The following is a 21,521-nucleotide window of genomic DNA, read 5'->3' on the forward strand; positions in this document are numbered from 1 at the left end:
TGTTTACGGCCTTATGGCCGCCGTAGAGGCGAAATCATGAAGACAACCATCGAATTGCCTCTCCTGCCATTGCGTGATGTCGTGGTTTATCCGCACATGGTTATCCCGCTGTTCGTGGGGCGCGAGAAATCCATCGAAGCCCTCGAGGCCGCGATGACGGGCGACAAGCAGATTCTTCTGCTGGCCCAGAGAAACCCGGCTGACGATGATCCCGGTGAAGATGCCCTTTATCGCGTCGGCACCATTGCCACCGTTCTGCAGCTGCTGAAACTGCCTGACGGCACGGTCAAGGTTCTGGTCGAAGGTGAGCAGCGGGGCGCTGTAGAGCGTTTCATCGAAGTGGATGGCCACTGCCGCGCCGAAGTCTCCCTGATCGACGAAGTCGACGCGCCTGAGCGCGAGTCGGAAGTGTTCGTTCGCAGCCTGCTGTCTCAATTCGAACAATATGTGCAACTGGGCAAAAAAGTCCCGGCTGAAGTCCTGTCGTCGCTCAACAGCATCGACGAACCAGGTCGCCTGGTGGACACCATGGCTGCGCACATGGCCCTGAAGATCGAACAGAAGCAGGAAATTCTCGAAATCATCGATTTGTCGGCCCGGGTCGAGCACGTCCTGGCGTTGCTGGATGCCGAGATCGACCTGCTGCAAGTCGAAAAGCGCATTCGCGGTCGTGTCAAAAAACAAATGGAGCGCAGTCAGCGCGAGTACTACCTGAACGAGCAGATGAAGGCTATTCAGAAAGAGCTCGGCGACAGCGAGGAAGGTCACAACGAAGTCGAGGAGCTGAAAAAGCGCATCGATGCCGCTGGCCTGCCGAAAGACGCGCTGGCCAAGGCAACGGCCGAGCTGAACAAGCTCAAGCAAATGTCGCCAATGTCCGCCGAAGCCACCGTGGTGCGCTCGTACATCGACTGGCTGGTTCAGGTGCCGTGGAAGGCCCAGAGCAAAGTCCGTCTGGACCTGGCGCGTGCAGAGGACATCCTCGACGCGGACCACTATGGCCTGGAAGAAGTCAAAGAACGCATCCTCGAATACCTCGCCGTGCAAAAACGCGTGAAGAAAATTCGCGGTCCTGTGTTGTGCCTGGTCGGTCCTCCGGGGGTGGGTAAAACTTCTCTGGCGGAGTCGATTGCCCACGCCACCAACCGCAAATTCGTGCGCATGGCCCTTGGCGGTGTGCGTGACGAGGCTGAAATTCGTGGTCATCGCCGTACTTACATCGGTTCGATGCCAGGTAGATTGATTCAAAAGATGACAAAAGTGGGCGTTCGCAACCCGCTGTTCCTGCTCGATGAAATCGACAAAATGGGCAGCGACATGCGTGGCGATCCAGCGTCGGCGTTGCTGGAAGTGCTCGATCCGGAGCAGAACCACAACTTCAACGATCACTATCTGGAAGTCGATTACGACCTGTCCGATGTGATGTTCCTTTGCACCTCGAACTCCATGAACATTCCGCCGGCGCTGCTGGACCGGATGGAAGTGATTCGTCTGCCGGGCTACACGGAAGACGAGAAGATCAACATCGCCGTCAAATACCTTTCGCCGAAGCAGATTACTGCCAACGGCTTGAAGAAAGGCGAGCTGGAATTCGACGCCGACGCGATTCGCGACATCATCCGCTACTACACCCGCGAAGCCGGTGTACGGGGGCTGGAGCGCCAGATCGCCAAGGTTTGCCGCAAAACCGTCAAAGAGCATGCGTTGGAAAAACGCTTCTCGGTGAAGGTCACGGCCGACATGCTGGAACACTTCCTGGGCGTGCGTAAATTCCGCTACGGCCTGGCTGAGCAGCAGGATCAGATCGGTCAGGTGACTGGCCTGGCGTGGACGCAAGTGGGCGGCGAACTGCTGACCATCGAGGCCGCAGTCGTTCCCGGCAAGGGCCAATTGATCAAGACCGGCTCCCTGGGTGACGTCATGGTCGAATCGATCACGGCTGCCTTGACCGTTGTCCGTAGCCGGGCGAAGAGCCTGGGGATTCCTGTGGACTTCCATGAGAAGCGCGACACGCATATCCACATGCCGGAAGGGGCGACTCCGAAGGACGGCCCGAGCGCGGGCGTGGGCATGTGCACGGCCCTGGTGTCGGCGTTGACCGGCATTCCGGTTCGCGCCGATGTCGCCATGACCGGCGAAATCACCTTGCGTGGTCAGGTGCTGGCGATTGGCGGTTTGAAAGAAAAACTGCTGGCCGCTCACCGTGGCGGAATCAAGACTGTGATCATTCCTGAAGAGAACGTGCGTGATCTCAAAGAGATTCCGGACAATATCAAGCAGGATCTACAGATTAAACCGGTTAAATGGATTGACGAGGTCCTGCAAATTGCGCTGCAATACGCGCCGGAGCCCTTGCCGGATGTGGCTCCGGAGATAGTCGCGAAGGATGAGAAACGCGACGCGGATTCCAAGGAAAGAATTAGCACGCATTAGTACGTATTTGCCTGGGGGGCTTCCTTGACAGTTTTTTAGAGCCCTTGTTATAAAGCGGCTCTTAAGTGTCTGTAGGCCATTCAGCACTCGTTTTGCTTTCACCAAAAAAACTTAGAATCATACTCAAATAGATATAAGGGGACTTAGAGTGAACAAGTCGGAACTGATTGATGCTATCGCTGCATCCGCTGATATCCCGAAAGCTGCTGCTGGCCGTGCGCTGGACGCTGTAATCGAATCCGTCACTGGCGCTCTCAAGGCTGGTGACTCTGTTGTTCTGGTTGGTTTCGGTACTTTCTCCGTAACTGATCGTCCAGCTCGCATTGGTCGTAACCCACAGACCGGTAAGACGCTGGAAATCGCAGCAGCCAAAAAACCAGGTTTCAAAGCCGGTAAAGCACTGAAAGAAGCTGTCAACTAAGTTCGATTCAGGTTTTTACCCATCCGGGTCGGGGTCATGCCTGACTTGGCAGCGGAGCGGCAGTCCAGACGGCAGGTCGCCGGCTACAGACGCCGAGGGCCATGAGTTCAAGCCGCCCTCGATCCGCTCCGCCAGTTACGAGAAGGCGCATCCTCGGATGCGCCTTTCTTCTATCCGGATTCTACCCACGCTCCACGGTTGCCTAATTTTGAAGTTCAACCGTTTCTGGGGGACGCATGCTGCAGAATATCAGGGACAATTCACAAGGCTGGATTGCCAAGACCATTATCGGGGTCATCGTTGCACTGATGGCTTTGACTGGTGTCGATGCCATTTTTCAAGCCACGACGAACACGAATGAAGCGGCGAAGGTCAATGGTGAAGAAATCAGCCAGAACGAGCTGAGCCAGGCGGTCGATATGCAACGCCGCCAGCTCATGCAACAGCTGGGCAAAGATTTCGACGCTTCCTTGCTTGACGAGAAAATGCTGCGCGATTCGGCTCTCAAGGGCCTGATCGATCGCAAACTGTTGCTGCAAGGCGCAGAAAACTCGAAGTTCGCTTTTTCCGAAGCGGCTCTGGATCAGGTCATGCTGCAAACCCCTGAGTTTCAGGTGGATGGCAAGTTCAACTCCGAGCGTTTCGATCAGGTGATTCGTCAGCTTGGTTACAGCCGCATGCAATTCCGCCAGATGCTGGCTCAGGAAATGCTGATTGGCCAGCTGCGTGCAGGCCTGGCCGGTAGCGGTTTCGTCACCGACGCGCAGGTACTGGCTTTTGCCCGTCTGGAAAAACAGACCCGCGATTTCGCCTCGCTGAACATCAAGGCGGACCCAGCGGCAGTAAAGCTGACCGACGATGAGGTCAAGGCCTACTACGACGAGCACGCCAAGGAATTCATGACGCCGGATCAGGTAGTCATCGATTACCTCGAGTTGAAGAAGGCGTCCTTCTTTGATCAGGTCAGCGTCAGCGACGAAGACCTGCAAGCGGCTTATCAGAAAGAAACCGCGAACCTGTCCGAACAACGTCGGGCTGCGCACATTCTGATCGAAGTGAACGACAAGATGACCGAGGCGCAAGCCAAGGCCAAGATCGACGAGATCCAGGCGCGTCTGGCCAAAGGTGAGAAGTTCGAGGCGCTGGCCAAGGAATTCTCCCAGGATCCGGGTTCGGCTAACAACGGCGGTGACCTGGGTTTTGCCGGTCCTGGCGTTTACGATCCTGTGTTCGAAAAAGCCTTGTATTCGTTGACCAAGGATCAGGTGTCCGAGCCGGTTCGCACCGACTACGGTTTCCACCTGATCAAGCTGCTGGGTGTCGAAGCGCCTGAAGTGCCAACGTTTGCCAGCCTGAAAGACAAGCTGACCCGAGCGCTGAAAACCCAGCAGGTCGAGCAGCGTTTCGTTGAAGCGAGCAAACAGCTGGAAGACGCCGCCTTCGAAGCGTCCGACCTGGCCCAGCCTGCACAGGACCTGAAGCTGACCGTTCACACTTCCGCGCCGTTCGGTCGTGAAGGCGGCGAAGGCATTGCGGCTAACCGTGCCGTGATCACCGCAGCCTTCAGCCAGGAAGTTCTGGAGGAGGGCGCCAACAGCACCGCTATTGAGCTCGATCCGGAAACCGTGATCGTGCTGCGGGCCAAGGAGCACCTGAAGCCTTCGCAGTTGCCGCTGGAAAACGTCTCTGCCAGCATCCGTGTGCAACTGACCAAGGAGCACGCAAGTGCTGCTGCCAAGACCAAGGCTGAGCAGTTGATCGTCAGCCTGCGTGAGGGCAAGACGCCGCTCAACCAGGCGGTCGATGGTCAGAACTGGAAAGTCACGGAAGCGGCGACCCGCGCTCAGGAAGGGGTTGACCCGGCTGTGTTGCAGGCGCTGTTCCGTATGCCGAAGCCTGCTGCCAAAGACAAGCCGACCTTCACCAGCGTGACGCTGGCTGACGGCAGCTTGATGATCGTGCGCCTCAATGGCGTGAACGAAGCGGCAGCGCCGACAGAGGAAGAGAAAGCGCAGTATCGTCGCTACCTCGCTTCTCGCATCGGCCAGCAAGACTTTGCGGCTTACCGCAAGCAGCTCGAAAGCGAGGCGGACATCAAGCGGTTCTGATGCCTGACTGAGTTTTGCGTTGCACAGAGAACCCCGGCCCAATAGGTCGGGGTTTTTTGTTTGGCCGTATGTCATTTAGCGGGGTGACGTTTCATCGTAAACGGGGTCAATCCACCTGTAACTCTTTTAAGACACGATCGATGCTCCGCTATGCATCGATCTGTTGCACAATATGCCCCGAACCGTTTTCCTCAGGATGTTCAATGTTTAAATCATTTCCCATGCGTGTTGCCGGGCTGGTGGCGATGCTGGCCGCGGTGGCCGGTTGTTCCTCGGACAAGGCCGCTATCTACGAGCATGAGAACTTCGACGATTCCGGAACGTTTTCGCGCAACTATCCGGTGACTGATGTGCAGACCTGCGAAGCCGCTCGTCGCGCGTTGCTCAGCCAGGGCTACATCATCACCAGCAATGATCCGAAGCTGATCAGCGGGCACAAGAGCTTCCAGCAGACCGGCGAGAATCACATGGAGATCAGCTTCAGCGTGGTGTGCGCGGATGACGGCAGCAAAGGGCATCACTCCACCATGTTCGCCAATGCGTTGCAGGACCGTTATGCGCTGAAGAAGACCAACAACTCCGCGAGCCTGGGTGTGGGTGTGCTGGGTTCGGTGTCGATGCCGATTGGCTCGTCGGACGATTCGATGGTCAAGGTCGCCAGCGAAACCGTATCTTCCGCCAAGTTCTACGAGCGCTTCTTTGCGTTGGTTGAGCTGTTCCTGCCGCCGGAAGCCAAGAAGGCCGCGCACATTCCCGAACAACCGAAAACCGATCCCTTGGGCATGCCTGAGGCCAAGGCAACACCGGCTCCGCTGGCACCCGCACCGGCGGCTCCTGTTGCCGAGCCGGCTCCCGCTGCACCTGCGCCGGTTGAAGCGACGCCAGCAGCCTCTGAAACGGTGGCCCCGCCCGCTGAAGCAGCGCCGATAACGCCGGTCGAGCGTGTTGAGCCTGCCCCGTCCACAGAAACCATCACGCCAGTCTCGAACCCGAGCGACATGCCGCCGCCGAGTGAACCCATTCCGGTGATGCCTGCTTCCAGCCAGTGAGCGTGACGTTACAGGACCGGTTCGGATGACCCGGTCCTGTGATTGCTGGAAAGATTGACCCGTATCAAGCCAGGCCACTGTTCTGAGGCCTGCCGCAAAAAAGCCAATGATAAATTTCTGATCAGCTGCTACGTTTTATTCTGTAGCGACGGAGTGTCGTGTCTGCGTCATTTTTCTTTCACGCAGGCACTTTATGCTCAAGGGACTGGTCATTAATTCAGGCGTTTTCAATACGCGTCGGGGGCTTCAAGAATGGACGATTATCAAGAAGAGCTGCTTGAATATCAGGCGTTTGAACTGGACCCATTGGAACCAGCGGAAGACGCCACCGAGTTGTAAGCGTCAGACGGACTGGCGATGGCTGCGGCGAAACTCGCCGGGTGTCTGCCCGTTCCAGCGTTTGAAGGCGCGTTGAAACGCTTCGGCTGAGGCAAAGCCCAGCAGGTAGGCGATTTCTCCGAACGCCAGTTCGGTGTCGCGTATGTAGGTCATGGCCAGGTCACGGCGGGTGTCGTTGAGAATCGCGCGAAACTGCGTGCCTTCCTCGGCGAGTTTGCGGCGCAAGGTCCAGGTGGGCAGCTTCAAGCGTGCCGCCACTTCTTCGAGGTCGGGTTCCCGGCCACCACTGAGCAAAGGCCCCAGCAGCGCGATGATGCGTTCACGCAGGCTGCGGGTACGTGTCAGTTGTTCCAGCTCCCGTTCACACAATTGCAGCAGATGCCGCCAGGTGCTTGGGCAATGCTCGGGGTTGCGCTGGGCGAGGCTTGCCAGACTCAGCCGTAGCTGATTGTGTTCGCTGCCAAACTGGATCGGGCCATCGCCCAAAACGTCATAGGCTGCGCGGTATTCAGGTTCTTCGAACTCTATCTCGATGCGTTCTGCGCTAAGCGGGGCAGGGCTTATGCAGGATAAATGCTGCAACCAGCCAGCAATGATCGAGTCCACGACGAAGCGGTTGTAGGCGTTGTAGGGGCTGATCGAATAGAAACGCAGCCAGGCGCCCCGGGCGTCTTCGTGAAAACTGGATTGACCGCGATAGTTGGAGCCGTACAAGGCCTCGAAGCGAATCAGGCAACGGGCCGCCTCACGGACCGTGGGCGCCTGGGCGGCGGTGACCCCGGCAAGCCCTAGTTGGCTCAAGCGGCTGAGCTGACCCATGCGCAAGCCCAGTGCCGGGTTGCCGGTGAGTTGTATGGCTGCGTGTCCCAAGTGCATGTAGCGCGGGATCGATAGACGCGCTCCCGCTTCGCTCAGACGCGCCGTGTCGAGGCCATACTGTTCAAGTAGCGGCTGCGGGTCGATTCCATGGCTGCGCACGGCGTCGGCCAGGCTATGAACAAAACCTACGGACAGATCGCCAAGACGCATCGGCTGAGGTTTCATGGGTTACAGCCAGAGGTTCAGCAAGCGCGCACCTTGGGCGTTGCCGTCGGCAAAGTGCTGGCCGTTGCGGCTGAGGAAGCTATGGCCGGCGCTGCCCTGATCCCAGAACTGACCGCGCAGGAACACACTCATGCCGGCGACAGCCTGACTGACTGGCATCCGGCCGGTGAGGGTCAGGCGCTCCCAGGCCTGGCCTTCGCTGAGTTCTGCGGCATTGAGGCCGCCTGACGTTGGCTTCGGTGAATTTCGGTCACCCTGAAACGGTTGTTCCCAGGTGCCGCGGCCGGCGACAAACGCCGGAACCGCGACGAGCTGGACGTTCTGGTCATCGAGCTTGCGGTAGTTTTCCGGATACCAGCTGTCACGTCCGATCAGCACGCCCAGGCGCCCGGCCGGTGTGTCGACAACGTTAAGCGAATGCTCGCCATTCGCCTTGACCCCATCCTGCCCGGCGAACACCGGGTGCATTTGGCGCTGAGGCTGGCCCATCGGCAGGCCTTCGCTGTTGAACACCACACTGGTGTTGTAGAGCGCGCCGTGGCCGATTTTCAGGGCGCCGTCGATGATACTCGGTTCGGGCAATACAATCGAACCCGCTACCAGCGTCACGTGGAATTCCCTGGCCAGTCCTCCGAACAATGCCTGGTAGTCTCTGGCCATTGCCTTGGCCTTCATGCGCAGATGAGCATCGTCCAGTCGGCTTCCGCCTTCGGCGCTGATCAGGGCACGGACAAACTTCAAGGGATTGCTCACCGCCAGCCAGTTCATGGCTTCTTTTAGGGTGGGCGCTTGATACAGCTCATCTTTCTCACCGCTGATCATCAGCCAGGTGCCGACATGCTCCGGCAGCACGACGATGGTCTTGTTGTTCAACAAACCCTGGTCCCGGGCAGAGTGCAGGTAGGCTGCGAGTTTGCGATGCAGGCGCTCGGGGCTTTGATAGTCCGTGGGAAACAGCTCGGGTTGGATGCCCAGCAGATTGCCGCGATCAGAGGGCGTACCTTGATCGACCGCGAGACTGATCCGAAGATCGGAGAGGTAGTGGCCCACCGGACGATCCGCGGCCCACATGGCGTAGGTCGTAATAGCGGCGAGTAACGCCATGGACAATGTCAGGTACAGAAGTTTGCGCATTGGGAAACAATTAACAGCCGTGTGCGAGGTTTCATATTTTGCCTTCGGATCGGTATCGAGCCTACGGCAAACCATGGGGTAAGGATAGGATTCTCCCACGTTTGAGGTTTTTTACCTTGCTCTGGAGCAGGATAGGTCAACGCTGCTGCGTTATGGTCACTTGCGTTTTCTTGCTACTGGCAATGATGCAAGTAGCAAGATTTGTGAGCGTTTCTGTCAATTGCACTTCGGTTGTTTGAGTGCCATACCACTGTGACTGTCCAAACAGAATGACAATGACCGCGCTGGTGGTCGGGCAGGTACCTGCCGAAGGTTTGTTTTTCTCGCCGAGTGGGTCAGTGATGATGGCGCTTAGAACGGACGAATATCTGTCTTTCAGCTGGAGGATATGCTGCTGTTGTTCGTCATTGAGGTTGGAAAACTCGCGGGTCATCAGGGTCAGTCTGTGTCTTTCGTTAAAGCTGAAAGAAACGAAGGCCTGGATGAAGCGCAACAGGCGCTTTTCAGGGCTGCGTGCACCTTTCATTCGGCGCGTGGTGTCCAGTAACAAGTCCGATAAGGCTGACTCGATCAGTTCGAACAACAAAGCCTGTTTGTTTTCGATGTGATGGTAGAGCGATCCTGCTTGCAGACCCACGTAGCTCGCCAGATCGCGCAAGCCAATAGACTGAAAACCATGTGTGGCGAAGAGTTCAGTTGCCGCATCAAGTACTCGGTCGCGGGCGCTGTGTCTTGAAGTGATTGGCATGAGTTATTCCGCGTGGCGATAGTCTGTTTTTGAAGCATGGTGAGCGGTGCGGATAAGCAGCAAAACCGCGCAAATTACCGGCAAGTTCACCAACAGCAACGCATAGCGCAGTGATTCGTGGCCAAACGCCGGTAGCAGCATGTCGCTGAACAAGCCGGTTATCAGTGGCCCGACACCGACGCCGAGCAGCGTGCTTACAATCGTTTGCAGTGCCATGGCGGTCCCGCGTCGGCCCGCGGGGACCAATTGGGTGACGAGGTTGTAGGACGGGGCAACCCACCACACGGCAAAGAACGAATAAAGCGCGCACCAGAGCATGGCGCCAGGAATCGGCACATCACCCAGACGCACCAGCAGGGAGTCGGACCAAAGCAAGTAGGGAACCAACGCGCAGATGGCCGCCAGGTGGCCCACCACGGGTATCGAAATTTGCCAGTGTGGATGGCGGCGGCAGAGACGGTCGCTCAACCACCCACTGAACAAGCCACCGATCCCGGCCGAGGTTCCGCAGATCACACCCGCGAGTAACCCTGCGTGTTGCAGTGACAAACCGTGGGAGCGCACCAGGAAGCTGGTGTTCCACATGCCAATGGCATAGGAGCTGAGCGTGGTCAGGCCGCCCGCGAGGATAAGACAGCGAAAGGCTGGCAATGCCCAGAGTTTGCGTGCTTCGGCACGCATGCCCAGCAGTGCAGGTTGCGCATGGGAGTGTGGCGTGAGGTCCCAGCGGCCACGTTGCGGGTCGCGCACGGCGAACGCCAGGATGGCGCTGAACAAAAGCGCCGGCACGCCAAGGGCAACGAACGCACTGCGCCAGCCATAGTGCTCCACCACCCAGGCGCCAATACTTAAACCGATGATCGAAGAAAAGGTCGGTGCGGCGGTAAAACAACTGATCGCGAATGAGCGTCGTTGTGGTGGATACAGGTCAGCGATCAAGGACAGCGAGGCCGACGTCGTCGGCGACTCGCTGACGGCAACCAGCATCCGTGCAAAGGCCAGCGCCAGAAAGCTGCCGGCCAACCCGCAAGCCATGGTCGCCACAGACCACAACAGGCAAGACATAGCCAGCAGGCGGATACGTGGCATGCGATCCACCAACCGCCCCGCTGGCAAGCCCATCAGCGCATAGACTGCGGCGAAGGCGAGGCCCGAGATCAGGCCGATGGCGGTGTCGCCGACTGCGAATTCCGCTTTGATCGGTTCGACCATGACCGCGAGTATTTGTCGTCCGACGAAGTTGTCGGCAAATACCATGGCCAGCAGCAATAGCAAGCCATGGCTGCCCCAGCCAACACTGACCGGTGACAACAATCCTGCGCGGGCTGTCACCGCGGTGCCCACAGATCAGGCAAGCCCGGGTCACTGACGACGATCAGGCGCTTGAGCAAGACCTTCAAGGCTTGGGCGTCAGCGGGACCGAGTTTGACCGAGAGGTCCTCTTCAACGGCCTTGGCCAATGCCAGTTGATGCAGTGAAACCTCACGACCTTGGGCCGTGAGAACAAACCGGATGGAATCGGCCGAACCCTCGAACGCGACCAGACGCTGACGCTCGAGAAAACGCATGCTCGCCAGTGTCACTTCGCGACCGGTGTAGTTAACGAATGTGTTGATCTCCTCAAGGGTCAGGTTGTCGCGGATACACAAGATCGACAGGACAAAAAACGTCTGTTCGTCCAGTTGCTGACTGTTCAGCAATTGGCGCAAGGCGTTGAGTGCCTGGTAATGCGCGCGCCCCAGCAGATAGCCAAGCAAGTCCTCGGTGTAGCTGCACTCCGGAGGTGGCGGCGTGGTTGCCAAGCGCAATTCGCTGCGTGGCTTGCGCGTGGCCAAGGCATATTGGCCACTTTGGAACGCCAGCGGCGCGCGGTCGCTGTGATCGAAGGCGAGCACTTCGCCGACAAAGATCACGTGGTCGCCACCCTCGTATTGAAACGCCGTGCGGCACTGGAAGCGAGCCGTGCAATCCTGCAGCAGGGGGGCCTCGCTGACGCCATGATCGAGTTCGATCTCGGCGAACTTGTCCTCGCCCTGGGTCGCGAAACGTCCCGACAGCGTCTCCTGCTCCGTGGACAGCACATGCACATTCCAATGCTTGCCGTTGCTGAACACCGGAAGGCTGCGCGCTTGCTTGGACAAACTCCAGAGTACCAGCGGCGGGTTGAGTGACACCGAGTTGAAGCTGTTGGCGGTGATACCCACGGGCGAGCCGTCTTCGTTCTGGGTGGTGATGATCGTGACCCCGGTGGTGAACGTGCCGAGCGCGGCACGAAATGCCTGGGGATCGAAGCTGATATTTTGCATTGCCATGACTGGCCTCATGGAGTGGAGTTTTCGTATGGCCAGTATTGGGGGTTTGCAGGCGCAGAACATCGTCTCAACGGACTAACGCTAATGTACGGCCTCGTCCGATTGGACGAGGCGGCGCAGGTGGCGGCGAGGCTAGGGTGGCGCCAGGCGCATCGGGCGCTCAACGGCCATCGAGCCAACCTGCAAGGGGATAACAATGAGTACAGCCGCATCTTGTGTCCAAGACCTTTCCAGCCTGCTGGCGCAACAGAAAAGCGCCTTTGACAGCGCTGGCAGTGTCAGCGCCGACACCCGCCGCCAGCGGCTGCAGCAAGTGATCGACCTGCTGGTCCAAAACCACGAAGCATTGACCACGGCGATCGACCTGGATTTTGGCGGGCGGCCCGCCGGATTTTCGTTGATGAATGACGTGCTGGGTGCACTGGCCTCGCTCAAATATGCCCGTGACCATTTGCAGGAATGGATGCAGGACGAACCGCGCGAGATGTTTTCCCCCTATGACCAGCTCGGCGCCCGGGCCTGGGTCATGCACCAGCCGAAAGGTACGGTGGGCATCCTCGGGACCTGGAACGCGCCTTTGTACACCTTGTTCAGCCCATTGGCTTCGGCCTTCGCGGCCGGCAACCGGGCCATCCTCAAGCCTTCCGAAGTCGTGCCTCGCACCGCCGAACTGGTGGCACGCCTGTGCGCCGAATACCTTGATCCGCTGGTGGTGGCGGTGGTTAACGGTGGGCCGGAACTGGGCGAAGCATTCAGCAGCCAACCCTTCGATCACCTGGTGTTCACCGGCAGTACAGCGGTTGGCCGGCTAGTGATGGGCAATGCCGCAAAAAACCTGGTGCCGGTGACCCTGGAACTCGGCGGCAAGTCGCCGGTGATCGTTTCGCGCACGGCTGACTTGAGCAAAACGGCCTTCAGCATCGCGGCGGGCAAGATTTGCAATGGTGGGCAGGTTTGCATCAACCCGGATCTGGTCTACGTGCCCAAGGCTCAACTTGAATCGTTTCTAGATGCGCTACGCAGTGCCTATCGCGATCTCAACCCGACAGTGGCCGGCAATCCGGATGTGGTGGCGGTGGTCAACCAGCGTCATCTGGACCGTGTCGAGGGCCTGGTCGAGGACGCGCATGTACGCGGTGCGCGCATCGAGTGCCTGCCCGAACCCCAGGCCGTAGACGCAGAGGACCGTCGTCGTCCGCTGCGCGTAGTGATCGATCCGGCTCCGGACAGCCTGATCATGCACGAGGAAGTCTTTGGCCCTGCGATGGTCGTGCTCAGCTATGACGACCTCGATCAGGTCATCGCTGAAATCAACGGCCGACCGCGTCCGCTGGCGTTGTACTACTTCGGCGAGGATGCACAAGAACAACGTCATGTGCTGGAGCACACCCTGTCCGGCGGGGTCACCCTCAACGATGTGATGATGCATGCCGCTTTGCACGATGCGCCGTTCGGTGGCGTCGGCGCCTCGGGCATGGGTCATTACCATGGCCGCGAAGGCTTTCTCGAGTTCAGTCATATGCGCACGGTATTCAAGGCGTCGGCCCATGACCCGCGCCGCGAATGGGGCCTGCTGCCGCCTTATGGCGAGCACTACCTGGCGGCCATGCTGGCCGGGGTCACCTCCGACTGATTTCAGCGCGGTGGCCGCCGCGGACCTGGAACAACTGGCGCGGGCATTGGATCAGTTGTCGGCACGCTTTAATGTCGCTTGAACACCGTAATCCCGTAAACCTCTGTAGGCGCCAGGCTTGCCCGCGAAGAACGATGACGCGGTGTGACAGATTCACCGCGGTGTCTGGTTCGCCGGCAAGCCGGGCTCCTACGGGGCTGTGCAAATTATTCAGAATAATCATCAACCAGGGCGCGCTCATCACCATGGATAACTACGAAAACGCACCACTCAACGCCACCACCGGCTGGCCGCGCCGCAGTGTACTCAAGGCTGGTGCCGTGGCTGTCGGCGTCGGGCTTCTGGGACGGTTTGCCGATGCCCGCGCGGCGGGGCTGTCGGCGAGCGACTATCAGGCCATGGATGCCTGGGCCATGAGCCAGGCAATCCGCAGTGGCGAACTGAGCGCCGAGGACCTGTTGGCAGCGGCGCTGGCCCGCTACAACGAGGTCAACCCCAAGGTCAATGCGGTGAACATGCTGCATGAAGCCTACGCACGTACACTGCTCGCCCAGCGTCGCGCCGCCGGCACCTATAACCAGGGCGCTCTGGCCGGTGTGCCGCTGCTGTTCAAGGACCTGAACACCACGCTACAAGGTACGATCACCAGTAACGGTAGCCGGATGTTCAAGGACTCACCGCCCGCTGCTCGCACCAGTACCCTGATCGCCCGGTACGAGCAGGCTGGTGCGGTGCCCTTCGGCAAGACCATATCCCCCGAGTTCGGCTTGACCACCACCACCGAATCACTGGCCTGGGGCCAGACTCATAACCCGTGGAACCTGGCCATGAGCGCAGGCGGTTCTTCGGGTGGCTCGGCGGCTGCGGTGGCGGCGGGGATCGTTCCCGTGGCTCATGCCACTGATGGCGGCGGTTCGATCCGCATTCCCGCTTCGTACTGCGGCGTGGTCGGGCTCAAGCCGACCCGCTATCGCACCCCCAGCGGGCCACTGCATTTCGAGGGGTCGTTTGGAGCCAGCGCTGCCAATGTGGTGTCGCGCACGGTACGCGATACCGCGCTGTTCCTCTATGCCGGTCAGGGTCATGAGGCGGGCAGTGCCTATTGGTGCGCACCGTTGGTTCGGCCTTATATTGAAGAATTGCAACGTGATCCGGGCAAGTTGCGCGTGGCCGTGGTGCGCCAATCACTGACCGGCGCCCCTTTGGACCCGGCGATTGCCGCCACGCTGGAACAGACCATCAAGCATCTGTTGGCCCTTGGGCATCAACTCGACGAATTGACGCTGAACATCGATCCACACCAGTTGTTTGGTGCCCATGGCACTGCGCTCGGCATGGCATTGCGTGTGCAGATTCATGACCGCGAGCAGGTACTCGGACGGGCTGCCACGGCTCAGGATCTGGAGAAGATCACCTTGGTCAATCTCGAACGTTCGAAAGCGACCAGCGGCGAAGACCTGTACCGCGCGCGGCAAGCATTCGAGCGTATTGGCGCGACGATGGAGCAGCACTTCGAACGCTACGACGTGATCCTGTCGCCGGTCACCGGCAGCCTGACCCCGAAGCTGGGTCTGTTGTCGCTTGACCAGCCTTGGGACAGCTACGTCCATCAGGCCATGGGCAGCGCCGGTTTCACCGTGATAGCCAATGTCAGCGGCCAGCCGGCCATTTCTCTGCCGCTGGGCCAGAGCGACGACGGCCTGCCGGTGGGCATGATGTTCACCGCTCGTCTGGGCGGCGAAGACGTGCTGCTGCGCTTGGCCAGCCAACTGGAACAGGCCCACCCGTGGGCTGCCAGACGTGCCACTCTTTAACCCGCCCCCTCACCCTGTAGGCGCCGGCAAGCCAGCTCCTGCAGGTTTATTGGGCGTTGCCGGGATTTGCGCCTGACGGTGATCCCCTGTAGGAGCCGGCTTGCCGGCGAAGGCGGTGTGTCAGGCGAGTGAGATGTTGGATGTGCCGGCCGTATTGCTGGTAAGCCAGCTGGGCACCCCCTAGTCCACTTTGACGATGAGCCCATCCCCCCGCAGCCCCGATCATGGGCTGCACTCCGCCAGCGCACCCTGCGTGGTCGGCGGTTTCTTTCTGACCTCAGCTAATGGCATAACAACAATGACGGCTCAAGTTCAGTCTCAGACCCACTACGACGTGATCGTCGTCGGTTCGGGTGCAGGTGCGATGACTTCGGCGGTGTTCCTCGCCGACCAGGGGTTGCGCGTGCTGGTGGTGGAGAAAAGCGACCAGTATGGTGGCACCTCGGCGATCTCCGGCGGCGGTATCTGGATTCCGAACAACCATTACTTCGCGCGCATGAGTGGCACCGACAGCTACGCCACGGCGCTGACCTACCTGAAGGCGGCCGCAGGGGAGCATGTTGATGAAGTGCGCCTGCGTGCCTACCTGGACAATGCGCCAAAGATGATCGAACTGCTCACCCGCAACAGTCGGGTGCGTTATGCAGTAGCGGCCAAATACCCTGATTACTATCCGCATCTACCGGGAGCCCTTGCCGGTGGGCGGACCCTGGACCCTGAATTTTTTGACACCAGTCTGTTGGGTGACGAACTGGCAAACCTGCGCAAGCCGTCGCCTTCAACTCTGTTGATGGGCTGCATCGCCTGGACGGCGCGTGATGCGCACAAGGTCATGGCCCGCAGTTTCGGCTGGCGTCTGCTGATCATGAAGCTGATGCTGCGCTACAAGCTGGACTTCAAGTGGCGGCGCAAAAGCAAGATTGATCGCCGTGCGTCCCTGGGCAGTTCGCTGGTCGCCTCATTGCGTCGCTCGCTGATGGACCGCAATGTGCCGCTGTGGCTCAACACTGATTTTTGCGACCTGATCACCGACAACGGACGGATCAGCGGCATCACCGTGCGGCGTGACGGCGCCGAGCTGCAACTGCGTGCGCGGTTGGGGGTGATTCTGGCCTCGGGTGGCTTCGAACAAAACCAGGTGCTGCGCGACCAGTACCTGCCCAAGCCGACCCGCAAGTCCTGGAGCGCGACACCGCCTGGCAACAACACCGGCGCGGCACTGGAGGCCGGCATGGCTCAGGGCGCGGCCACCGCATTGATGGATTGGGCCTGGTGGGCGCCGACCATTGCCGTACCGGGAGAGGACAAGCCCCGGGGGATCTTCGCCGAGCGTGCGTTCCCTGGCGCCATCGTGGTCAACGGTGAGGGGCAGCGGTTTGTCAACGAGGCGGCGCCGTACCTGGAGTTCGTCGATGCCATGCATCAGGACAACCAGAAAACCGGCGGCAAATCGGTGCCGGCCTGGGTGGTCTTCGACGCGCATTTCCGCTTCAACTACGCCATGGGCCCTTTGATGCCCGGCCAGATCATGCCCGACAGCCGCTTGCGCAAAGAGTGGCTCAACAACCTTTACTGGAAGGCCGACACCCTGGCCGGGCTGGCCCGGCAGATTGGTGTCGACAGTGCCGGGCTCGAAGCCACCGTCAGCAAGGTCAACGACTATGCCCAAAGCGGTGTGGACCTCGACTTCGCCCGTGGCGGCAACGTCTTTGACCGTTATTACGGCGATTGCAACGTCAAGCCCAACCCTTGCCTGGCGCCACTGCGCAAAGGTCCGTATTACGCCATGCGCCTGGATGCCGGTGACATCGGCACCAAGGGTGGCCTGTTAACCAACGAGCACGCCCAGGTGGTGCGTGATGACGGCACGACCATCGCCGGCTTGTACGCCATCGGCAACTGCTCGGCGTCGGTGATGGGCACCAGCTATCCGGGCGCGGGTGGCACCCTGGGGCCGGCGATGACTTTCGGCTATGTCGCCGCCAACCACTTGGCCAGCCAGCGATAGGAGCGTGTATGTCAATGTCCGATAACCTCCCCAGCACCGAAGTGCTGCCGCCCTTGCAGGTGGCTGATAGCAACAGCGTGACCTGGGACGAAGAATGCGATGTGCTGGTCGTTGGCTGGGGCGCGGCCGGTGCTTGCGCCGCGCTGGAAGCTCGCGCCAAGGGCGCCGATGTGCTGATCGCCGACCGCTTCACCGGCGGCGGTGCCAGCGCAAAAAGTGGTGGGGTGGTCTACGCCGGTGGCGGCACTCGCCATCAGCAGGCTGCGGGCTTTAACGACAGTCCCGATGCCATGTTCGATTACCTCAAGCACGAAACCCAGGGCGTTGTCAGTGACGACACGTTGCGGCGCTTCTGTGATGACAGCGTGAGTAACCTCAATTGGCTGGAAAGCCACGGCGCGCCCTACGCCCACCAGATGCCACCGGGCGGGGGCAAGACCTCGTACCCGTCCGACGGCTACTTCCTCTATTACTCGGGTAACGAATTGGTACCTGACCACGGTGGTCCCTTTCCTCCTGCACCACGAGGGCATCGCACCGTGGGCAAGGGGCAGGGCGGCGCGGTGCTCTACTCCCACCTCAAGGCAGCGTGCCTGAAGGCCGGAGCGAAGACGCTGTTGCAGGCGGCGGCACGACGACTGGTGATCGATCCCCGGGGGCGGGTACTGGGTGCCGAGTTTTGGTGTATGCCCGTTGGCAGCAAGCAAGCGCAGTTGCATGCACGACTGGCTGACCGCGCCGAACGATTGCAAAACTTCGCCCCTGGCTATTGCAACAAACTTCGCCAGAAGGTCTGCCAGCTTGAACGGGATTTCGCCCAGTCACGCCGGGTGCGGGCGCGCAACGGGGTGATCCTGAGTACCGGTGGTTTCATCTTCAATCGCCAGATGATTCAGCAGCATGCACCGAAGTTCCTGCGCAACTTCAAGGTTGGAGCCACCGGTTGCGATGGCAGTGGTTTGCGCCTGGGTGCCAGTGTCGGCGGCCAGAGTCGTGGGCTTGAGCGGGTATCGGCGTGGCGATTCCTCAACCCTCCGTACAGTTGGCACAAAGGCATTGTGGTCAATCGCGAGGGGCGGCGCTTCTGCAATGAAGAGGTCTATGGTGCCACCCTCGGCCAACCCTTGATGGAAGAGCAGGGCGGTAAGGCGTGGCTGGTGCTGGATGCGCCGTTGCGCAAGAAGGCCATTCGCGAGGCGCTGTTTGGTGGCTACTGGTGGTTCCAGAGTTTTCCGGCTCTGGCGCTGATGCTGTTCAAGGTGCGCAAGGGCAAGAGCCTGAGCGAGCTGGCCGACGCGACGTCCATGGACCCTGCCGTGCTGCGGGCCTCGGTGCTGGCCGCCAACGCCGCCGCCCGTGGCGAGGCGCCGGAGCCGTTCGGCAAGTCCGAGGGCGGGCGCCAGGTGCTGGAACAAGGGCCTTTCTATGCCTGCGATATCTCCGTGACCAATCCGGTATTCCCCCTCGGTGCCCTGACCCTGGGCGGCTTGCGCGTGGATGAACGCAGCGGCGCGGTGCTGGACGAGCAAGGCCAGCCGATCGACGGCCTGTACGCGGCTGGGCGCAGTGCCCTGGGGATTCCTTCGCACCTTTACATCAGTGGCCTGTCCCTGGCCGACTGCGTGTTCTCCGGCCGTCGAGCCGGTGCCGCCGTCGCCCGCCCGCACGACCGGCAACTTCAAACGACCCACGCACATGAGATGACACGATGACCCTCAATCACCACAACAAAAATGGCCGAGTTCACGGCAAGGTCGCGCTGGTCACCGGCGGCGCCAAGGGGATCGGCGCTGCCAGCGTGCGGCTGCTGGCGGCCGAAGGTGCCAAGGTGTTGATCAGCGACCTGGACGTCGAGGCGGGCCAGGCTCTGGCGGTGGAAATCGGACCGGCTGCAGACTTTATCCGCCACGATGTCAGCAGCGAAGATGAGTGGCGCCAGGTCATCGACCATGTGCGTGAGCACTATGGTCGTCTGGATATCCTGGTGAACAACGCTGGCATCCTCATCTGCGGCTCGATTGAAGAAACCAGTCTGGAGCAGTGGCACAAGGTAATGCGCGTGAATGCCGACAGTGTGTTTCTGGGCTGTCGCGAAGGCATTGCATTGATGAAGGAAAACGGAGGTTCGATCATCAATCTGTCGTCCATCGCGGCCTTGGCCGGGCGTGACGATTACATGGCCTACAGTGCTTCAAAGGGGGCGGTGGCGGCGTTGTCGCGTTCGGTGGCGGTGCTTTGCCGGCGGCGCAAATACGGCATTCGCTGCAACACCCTGCACCCTGATGGCGTACTCACCGACATGACTCGCGGGGGTTTCCCCGAGGGCGTTGACCCGAATCGCCTGACCATCGACAGCGACCCGATGAACCGCATGTGTCGGCCCGAGGATGTGGCGGCCAGTGTGCTGTTCCTTGCCAGCGACGAGGCTCGGGCGATCAATGGTGTCGAGTTGCGTATCGATAGTGGGCAGATGGTGATGAGTATCTAACCCTTGCCCGCGAAGGCGGCCTTCCAGTCGACACTGATTTTGCGGGTGTCCCCGATCCCCTGTAGGAGCGAGCTTGCTCGCGAAAAACTTCCTGACAATGGGTTCATTCAGACAGCACGCATCATCGTTTTAGTCCATCGCGAGCAGGCTCGCTCCTACAAGGAGTGCGCATGAACTACCGGTCAGAACGGCCGGCAGGCCGCCTTCGCTGGCAAGCCAGCTCCTACAGGTATGCGTCTTGGTTGACGAACGCCTAGTACCCCTCGAATTGCGCCGGGCGTTTGTCGATGAACGCCTGCATGCCTTCTTTCTGGTCCCGTGAGGCGAACAGCAGGGCATTGGCCTTGCGCTCCAGGGCCAGGCCGGTTTCCAGCGGGGCGTCCATGCCGGCCAGGATCACTTCCTTGATCTGCTCGGCGGCCAATGCCGGCATCGCTGCGATGACGCGCGCCAGTTCCAGGGCGTGGGCCTGCACCTGGTCATCGTCCACCAGATCACTGACCAAACCTGCCACCCAGGCTTCCTCGGCGCTGATCGGTTGCCCGGTGAGCGCCATGCGCATCGCCTTGACCTTGCCCACCGCACGCACCAGCCGCTGGGTGCCACCGATGCCGGGCATGATGCCAATGCGGATTTCCGGTTGGCAGAAGCGCGCGTTGCGCCCGGCGACGATAAGGTCGGCGTGCATCGCCAGCTCGCAACCTCCGCCATAGGCGTAACCGCAGACTGCCGCGATCACCGGTTTCGGACAATGCTGGATCGGCCCCCAGACCCGCTCGGTGTGGCGTTTGTAGATATCGATGGCGCCGACCCCGGCCATGCTGTTGATGTCGCCACCGGCCGCGAACACCTTGTCACCGCCCGTCAGCACGATGCAGCGCACCTCGGGATCTATCGCCAGTTCACTGAAATACCGCGACAGCAGCGCCTGCAATTCCAGACTCAACGCATTGGTCGCCTGCGGGCGGTTGAGCCGCAGCAGGGCCACGCCGGGCAGTGGGCGTTCGAGCAGAACCGGTGCAACGGATGGGTCGGACATGGGCATCCTCAAAGACCAGAAAACGTGTGAATGACCACCAGTGTCCTGTTCGCGAGGTTTAATTTTCATCGTCCGTTCAGACGTAGTTTGACCCGAGGTTCGTCCCTAGAGTGACCCTTGTCAGTAGAGAAAGGAGCACATGATGGAGCTGCATTCGGGTCTTGATTACAGCGGCAAAGTGGTGCTGGTCACCGGTGGCACCAAGGGCATCGGCGCGGGTATCGCACGGGGGTTTCTCGCTGCCAACGCGAGGGTGATCGTCTGTGCCCGGCGCGAGCCTGAGCAGGTGCCGACAGTGGGTGGCAAGCGTGCGAGCTTCATTGCCGCCGATGTGCGTGACCACGACTCCCTGCAACGCCTGTTCGCCAGCATCGAGCGCGACTTCGGGCGCCTCGACGTGGTGATCAACAACGCCGGCGGCAGTCCGTCCGCCGAAGCGGCCACGGCCTCGCCGAGGTTCCACGAAAGCATCATCGGGCTGAACCTGATCGCGCCGCTCAATGTCGCCCAGCACGCCAACCGGCTGATGCAGGTACAGGCGCAGGGTGGTTGCATCGTCTTTATCGGCAGCATCAGTGCACTACGTTCTTCGCCAGGCACCGCCGCTTACGGCGCGGCCAAGGCCGGGGTGCTGGCGTTGGTGCAATCGCTGGCGGTGGAGTGGGGCCCCAAGGTGCGGGTGGTCACGGTCAGCCCGGGGCTGGTGCTGACCGAGCAGGCGCATCTGCATTACGGCTCCGAGGCCGGTATCGCTGCCGTGGCTGCCGGCATCCCGGCCGCTCGTATGGCGGTGGCCGAAGACATCGCCAACGCCTGCCTTTACATCGCATCACCGCTGGCCAGCTACGCCAGCGGTTGCAACCTGTTGCTGCACGGCGGTGGTGAACGCCCGGCATTTCTCGGTGCAGCGCAGGTTCTGCCCACCTGATCGACCTATTGCGGCGACCGGGT

Annotated in this window: 16 protein-coding genes and 1 tRNA gene; 11 read left to right on the top strand and 6 right to left on the bottom strand. The window is 60.4% G+C overall.

What is annotated here, in order from left to right:
• Nucleotides 1-36 precede the first annotated feature (36 nt).
• From lon to QYH43_RS06030, 5 genes are all read left to right on the top strand, one after another.
• Nucleotides 37-2,433, top strand: a complete 2,397-nt coding sequence (gene lon / locus QYH43_RS06010; protein WP_095059651.1) for an endopeptidase La — start codon at nucleotides 37-39, stop codon at nucleotides 2,431-2,433.
• A gap of 148 nt (nucleotides 2,434-2,581) precedes the next feature.
• The gene (locus QYH43_RS06015; protein WP_002552737.1) at nucleotides 2,582-2,854 is read left to right on the top strand and encodes an HU family DNA-binding protein; all 273 of its coding nucleotides are present in this window, start codon (nucleotides 2,582-2,584) and stop codon (nucleotides 2,852-2,854) included.
• A 53-nt stretch (nucleotides 2,855-2,907) separates the two neighbouring features.
• Nucleotides 2,908-2,988 (top strand) — tRNA-Leu (locus QYH43_RS06020).
• 102 nt (nucleotides 2,989-3,090) lie between these two features.
• Nucleotides 3,091-4,962, top strand: coding sequence for a SurA N-terminal domain-containing protein (locus QYH43_RS06025; protein WP_095059650.1), 1,872 nt, complete (start codon nucleotides 3,091-3,093; stop codon nucleotides 4,960-4,962).
• A gap of 203 nt (nucleotides 4,963-5,165) precedes the next feature.
• Nucleotides 5,166-6,011, top strand: a complete 846-nt coding sequence (locus QYH43_RS06030; RefSeq protein WP_301156638.1) for a DUF2242 domain-containing protein — start codon at nucleotides 5,166-5,168, stop codon at nucleotides 6,009-6,011.
• Between the two features lie 342 nt (nucleotides 6,012-6,353).
• Here the strand turns inward: QYH43_RS06030 and QYH43_RS06035 are convergent, their stop codons facing one another.
• The 5 genes from QYH43_RS06035 to QYH43_RS06055 form a co-directional block, all read right to left on the bottom strand.
• Nucleotides 6,354-7,394: an AraC family transcriptional regulator gene (locus tag QYH43_RS06035; protein ID WP_301156639.1), complete on the bottom strand. Its 1,041-nt coding sequence runs from the start codon at nucleotides 7,392-7,394 to the stop codon at nucleotides 6,354-6,356.
• A gap of 3 nt (nucleotides 7,395-7,397) precedes the next feature.
• Nucleotides 7,398-8,528: a carbon-nitrogen hydrolase family protein gene (locus QYH43_RS06040; RefSeq protein ID WP_301156640.1), complete on the bottom strand. Its 1,131-nt coding sequence runs from the start codon at nucleotides 8,526-8,528 to the stop codon at nucleotides 7,398-7,400.
• Nucleotides 8,529-8,664: 136 nt separating this feature from the next.
• The gene (locus QYH43_RS06045; RefSeq protein WP_095059646.1) at nucleotides 8,665-9,276 is read right to left on the bottom strand and encodes a TetR/AcrR family transcriptional regulator; all 612 of its coding nucleotides are present in this window, start codon (nucleotides 9,274-9,276) and stop codon (nucleotides 8,665-8,667) included.
• A 3-nt stretch (nucleotides 9,277-9,279) separates the two neighbouring features.
• Entirely contained in the window at nucleotides 9,280-10,587 is a 1,308-nt protein-coding gene (locus QYH43_RS06050) for an MFS transporter (protein ID WP_301156711.1), read from the bottom strand.
• 17 nt (nucleotides 10,588-10,604) lie between these two features.
• The gene (locus QYH43_RS06055) at nucleotides 10,605-11,588 is read right to left on the bottom strand and encodes a flavin reductase family protein (RefSeq protein WP_095059645.1); all 984 of its coding nucleotides are present in this window, start codon (nucleotides 11,586-11,588) and stop codon (nucleotides 10,605-10,607) included.
• A gap of 169 nt (nucleotides 11,589-11,757) precedes the next feature.
• On the opposite strand from QYH43_RS06055, the gene QYH43_RS06060 reads away from it, so the two are divergent.
• From QYH43_RS06060 to QYH43_RS06080, 5 genes are all read left to right on the top strand, one after another.
• The gene (locus tag QYH43_RS06060; RefSeq protein WP_301156712.1) at nucleotides 11,758-13,221 is read left to right on the top strand and encodes a coniferyl aldehyde dehydrogenase; all 1,464 of its coding nucleotides are present in this window, start codon (nucleotides 11,758-11,760) and stop codon (nucleotides 13,219-13,221) included.
• 245 nt (nucleotides 13,222-13,466) lie between these two features.
• Nucleotides 13,467-15,035, top strand: a complete 1,569-nt coding sequence (locus QYH43_RS06065) for an amidase (RefSeq protein ID WP_301156641.1) — start codon at nucleotides 13,467-13,469, stop codon at nucleotides 15,033-15,035.
• Between the two features lie 298 nt (nucleotides 15,036-15,333).
• Entirely contained in the window at nucleotides 15,334-17,043 is a 1,710-nt protein-coding gene (locus QYH43_RS06070) for an FAD-dependent oxidoreductase (protein WP_301156642.1), read from the top strand.
• Nucleotides 17,044-17,051: 8 nt separating this feature from the next.
• Nucleotides 17,052-18,755, top strand: coding sequence for an FAD-binding protein (locus QYH43_RS06075; protein ID WP_301156643.1), 1,704 nt, complete (start codon nucleotides 17,052-17,054; stop codon nucleotides 18,753-18,755).
• Nucleotides 18,752-19,531, top strand: coding sequence for an SDR family oxidoreductase (locus tag QYH43_RS06080; RefSeq protein ID WP_301156644.1), 780 nt, complete (start codon nucleotides 18,752-18,754; stop codon nucleotides 19,529-19,531). The genes QYH43_RS06075 and QYH43_RS06080 overlap by 4 nt, the downstream gene beginning before the upstream one ends.
• Nucleotides 19,532-19,784: 253 nt before the next feature.
• On the opposite strand, the gene QYH43_RS06085 is transcribed toward QYH43_RS06080, so the two are convergent.
• Entirely contained in the window at nucleotides 19,785-20,570 is a 786-nt protein-coding gene (locus QYH43_RS06085; RefSeq protein ID WP_301156645.1) for an enoyl-CoA hydratase, read from the bottom strand.
• A gap of 142 nt (nucleotides 20,571-20,712) precedes the next feature.
• Here QYH43_RS06085 and QYH43_RS06090 point away from each other — a divergent pair, with 142 nt between their 5' ends.
• The gene (locus QYH43_RS06090) at nucleotides 20,713-21,498 is read left to right on the top strand and encodes an SDR family oxidoreductase (RefSeq protein WP_095059638.1); all 786 of its coding nucleotides are present in this window, start codon (nucleotides 20,713-20,715) and stop codon (nucleotides 21,496-21,498) included.
• The last annotated feature ends 23 nt before the right edge of the window (nucleotides 21,499-21,521 follow it).

Origin of the sequence: Pseudomonas sp. C32, assembly GCF_030417915.1 — a bacterium.
Classification (GTDB): Bacteria; Pseudomonadota; Gammaproteobacteria; order Pseudomonadales; family Pseudomonadaceae; genus Aquipseudomonas.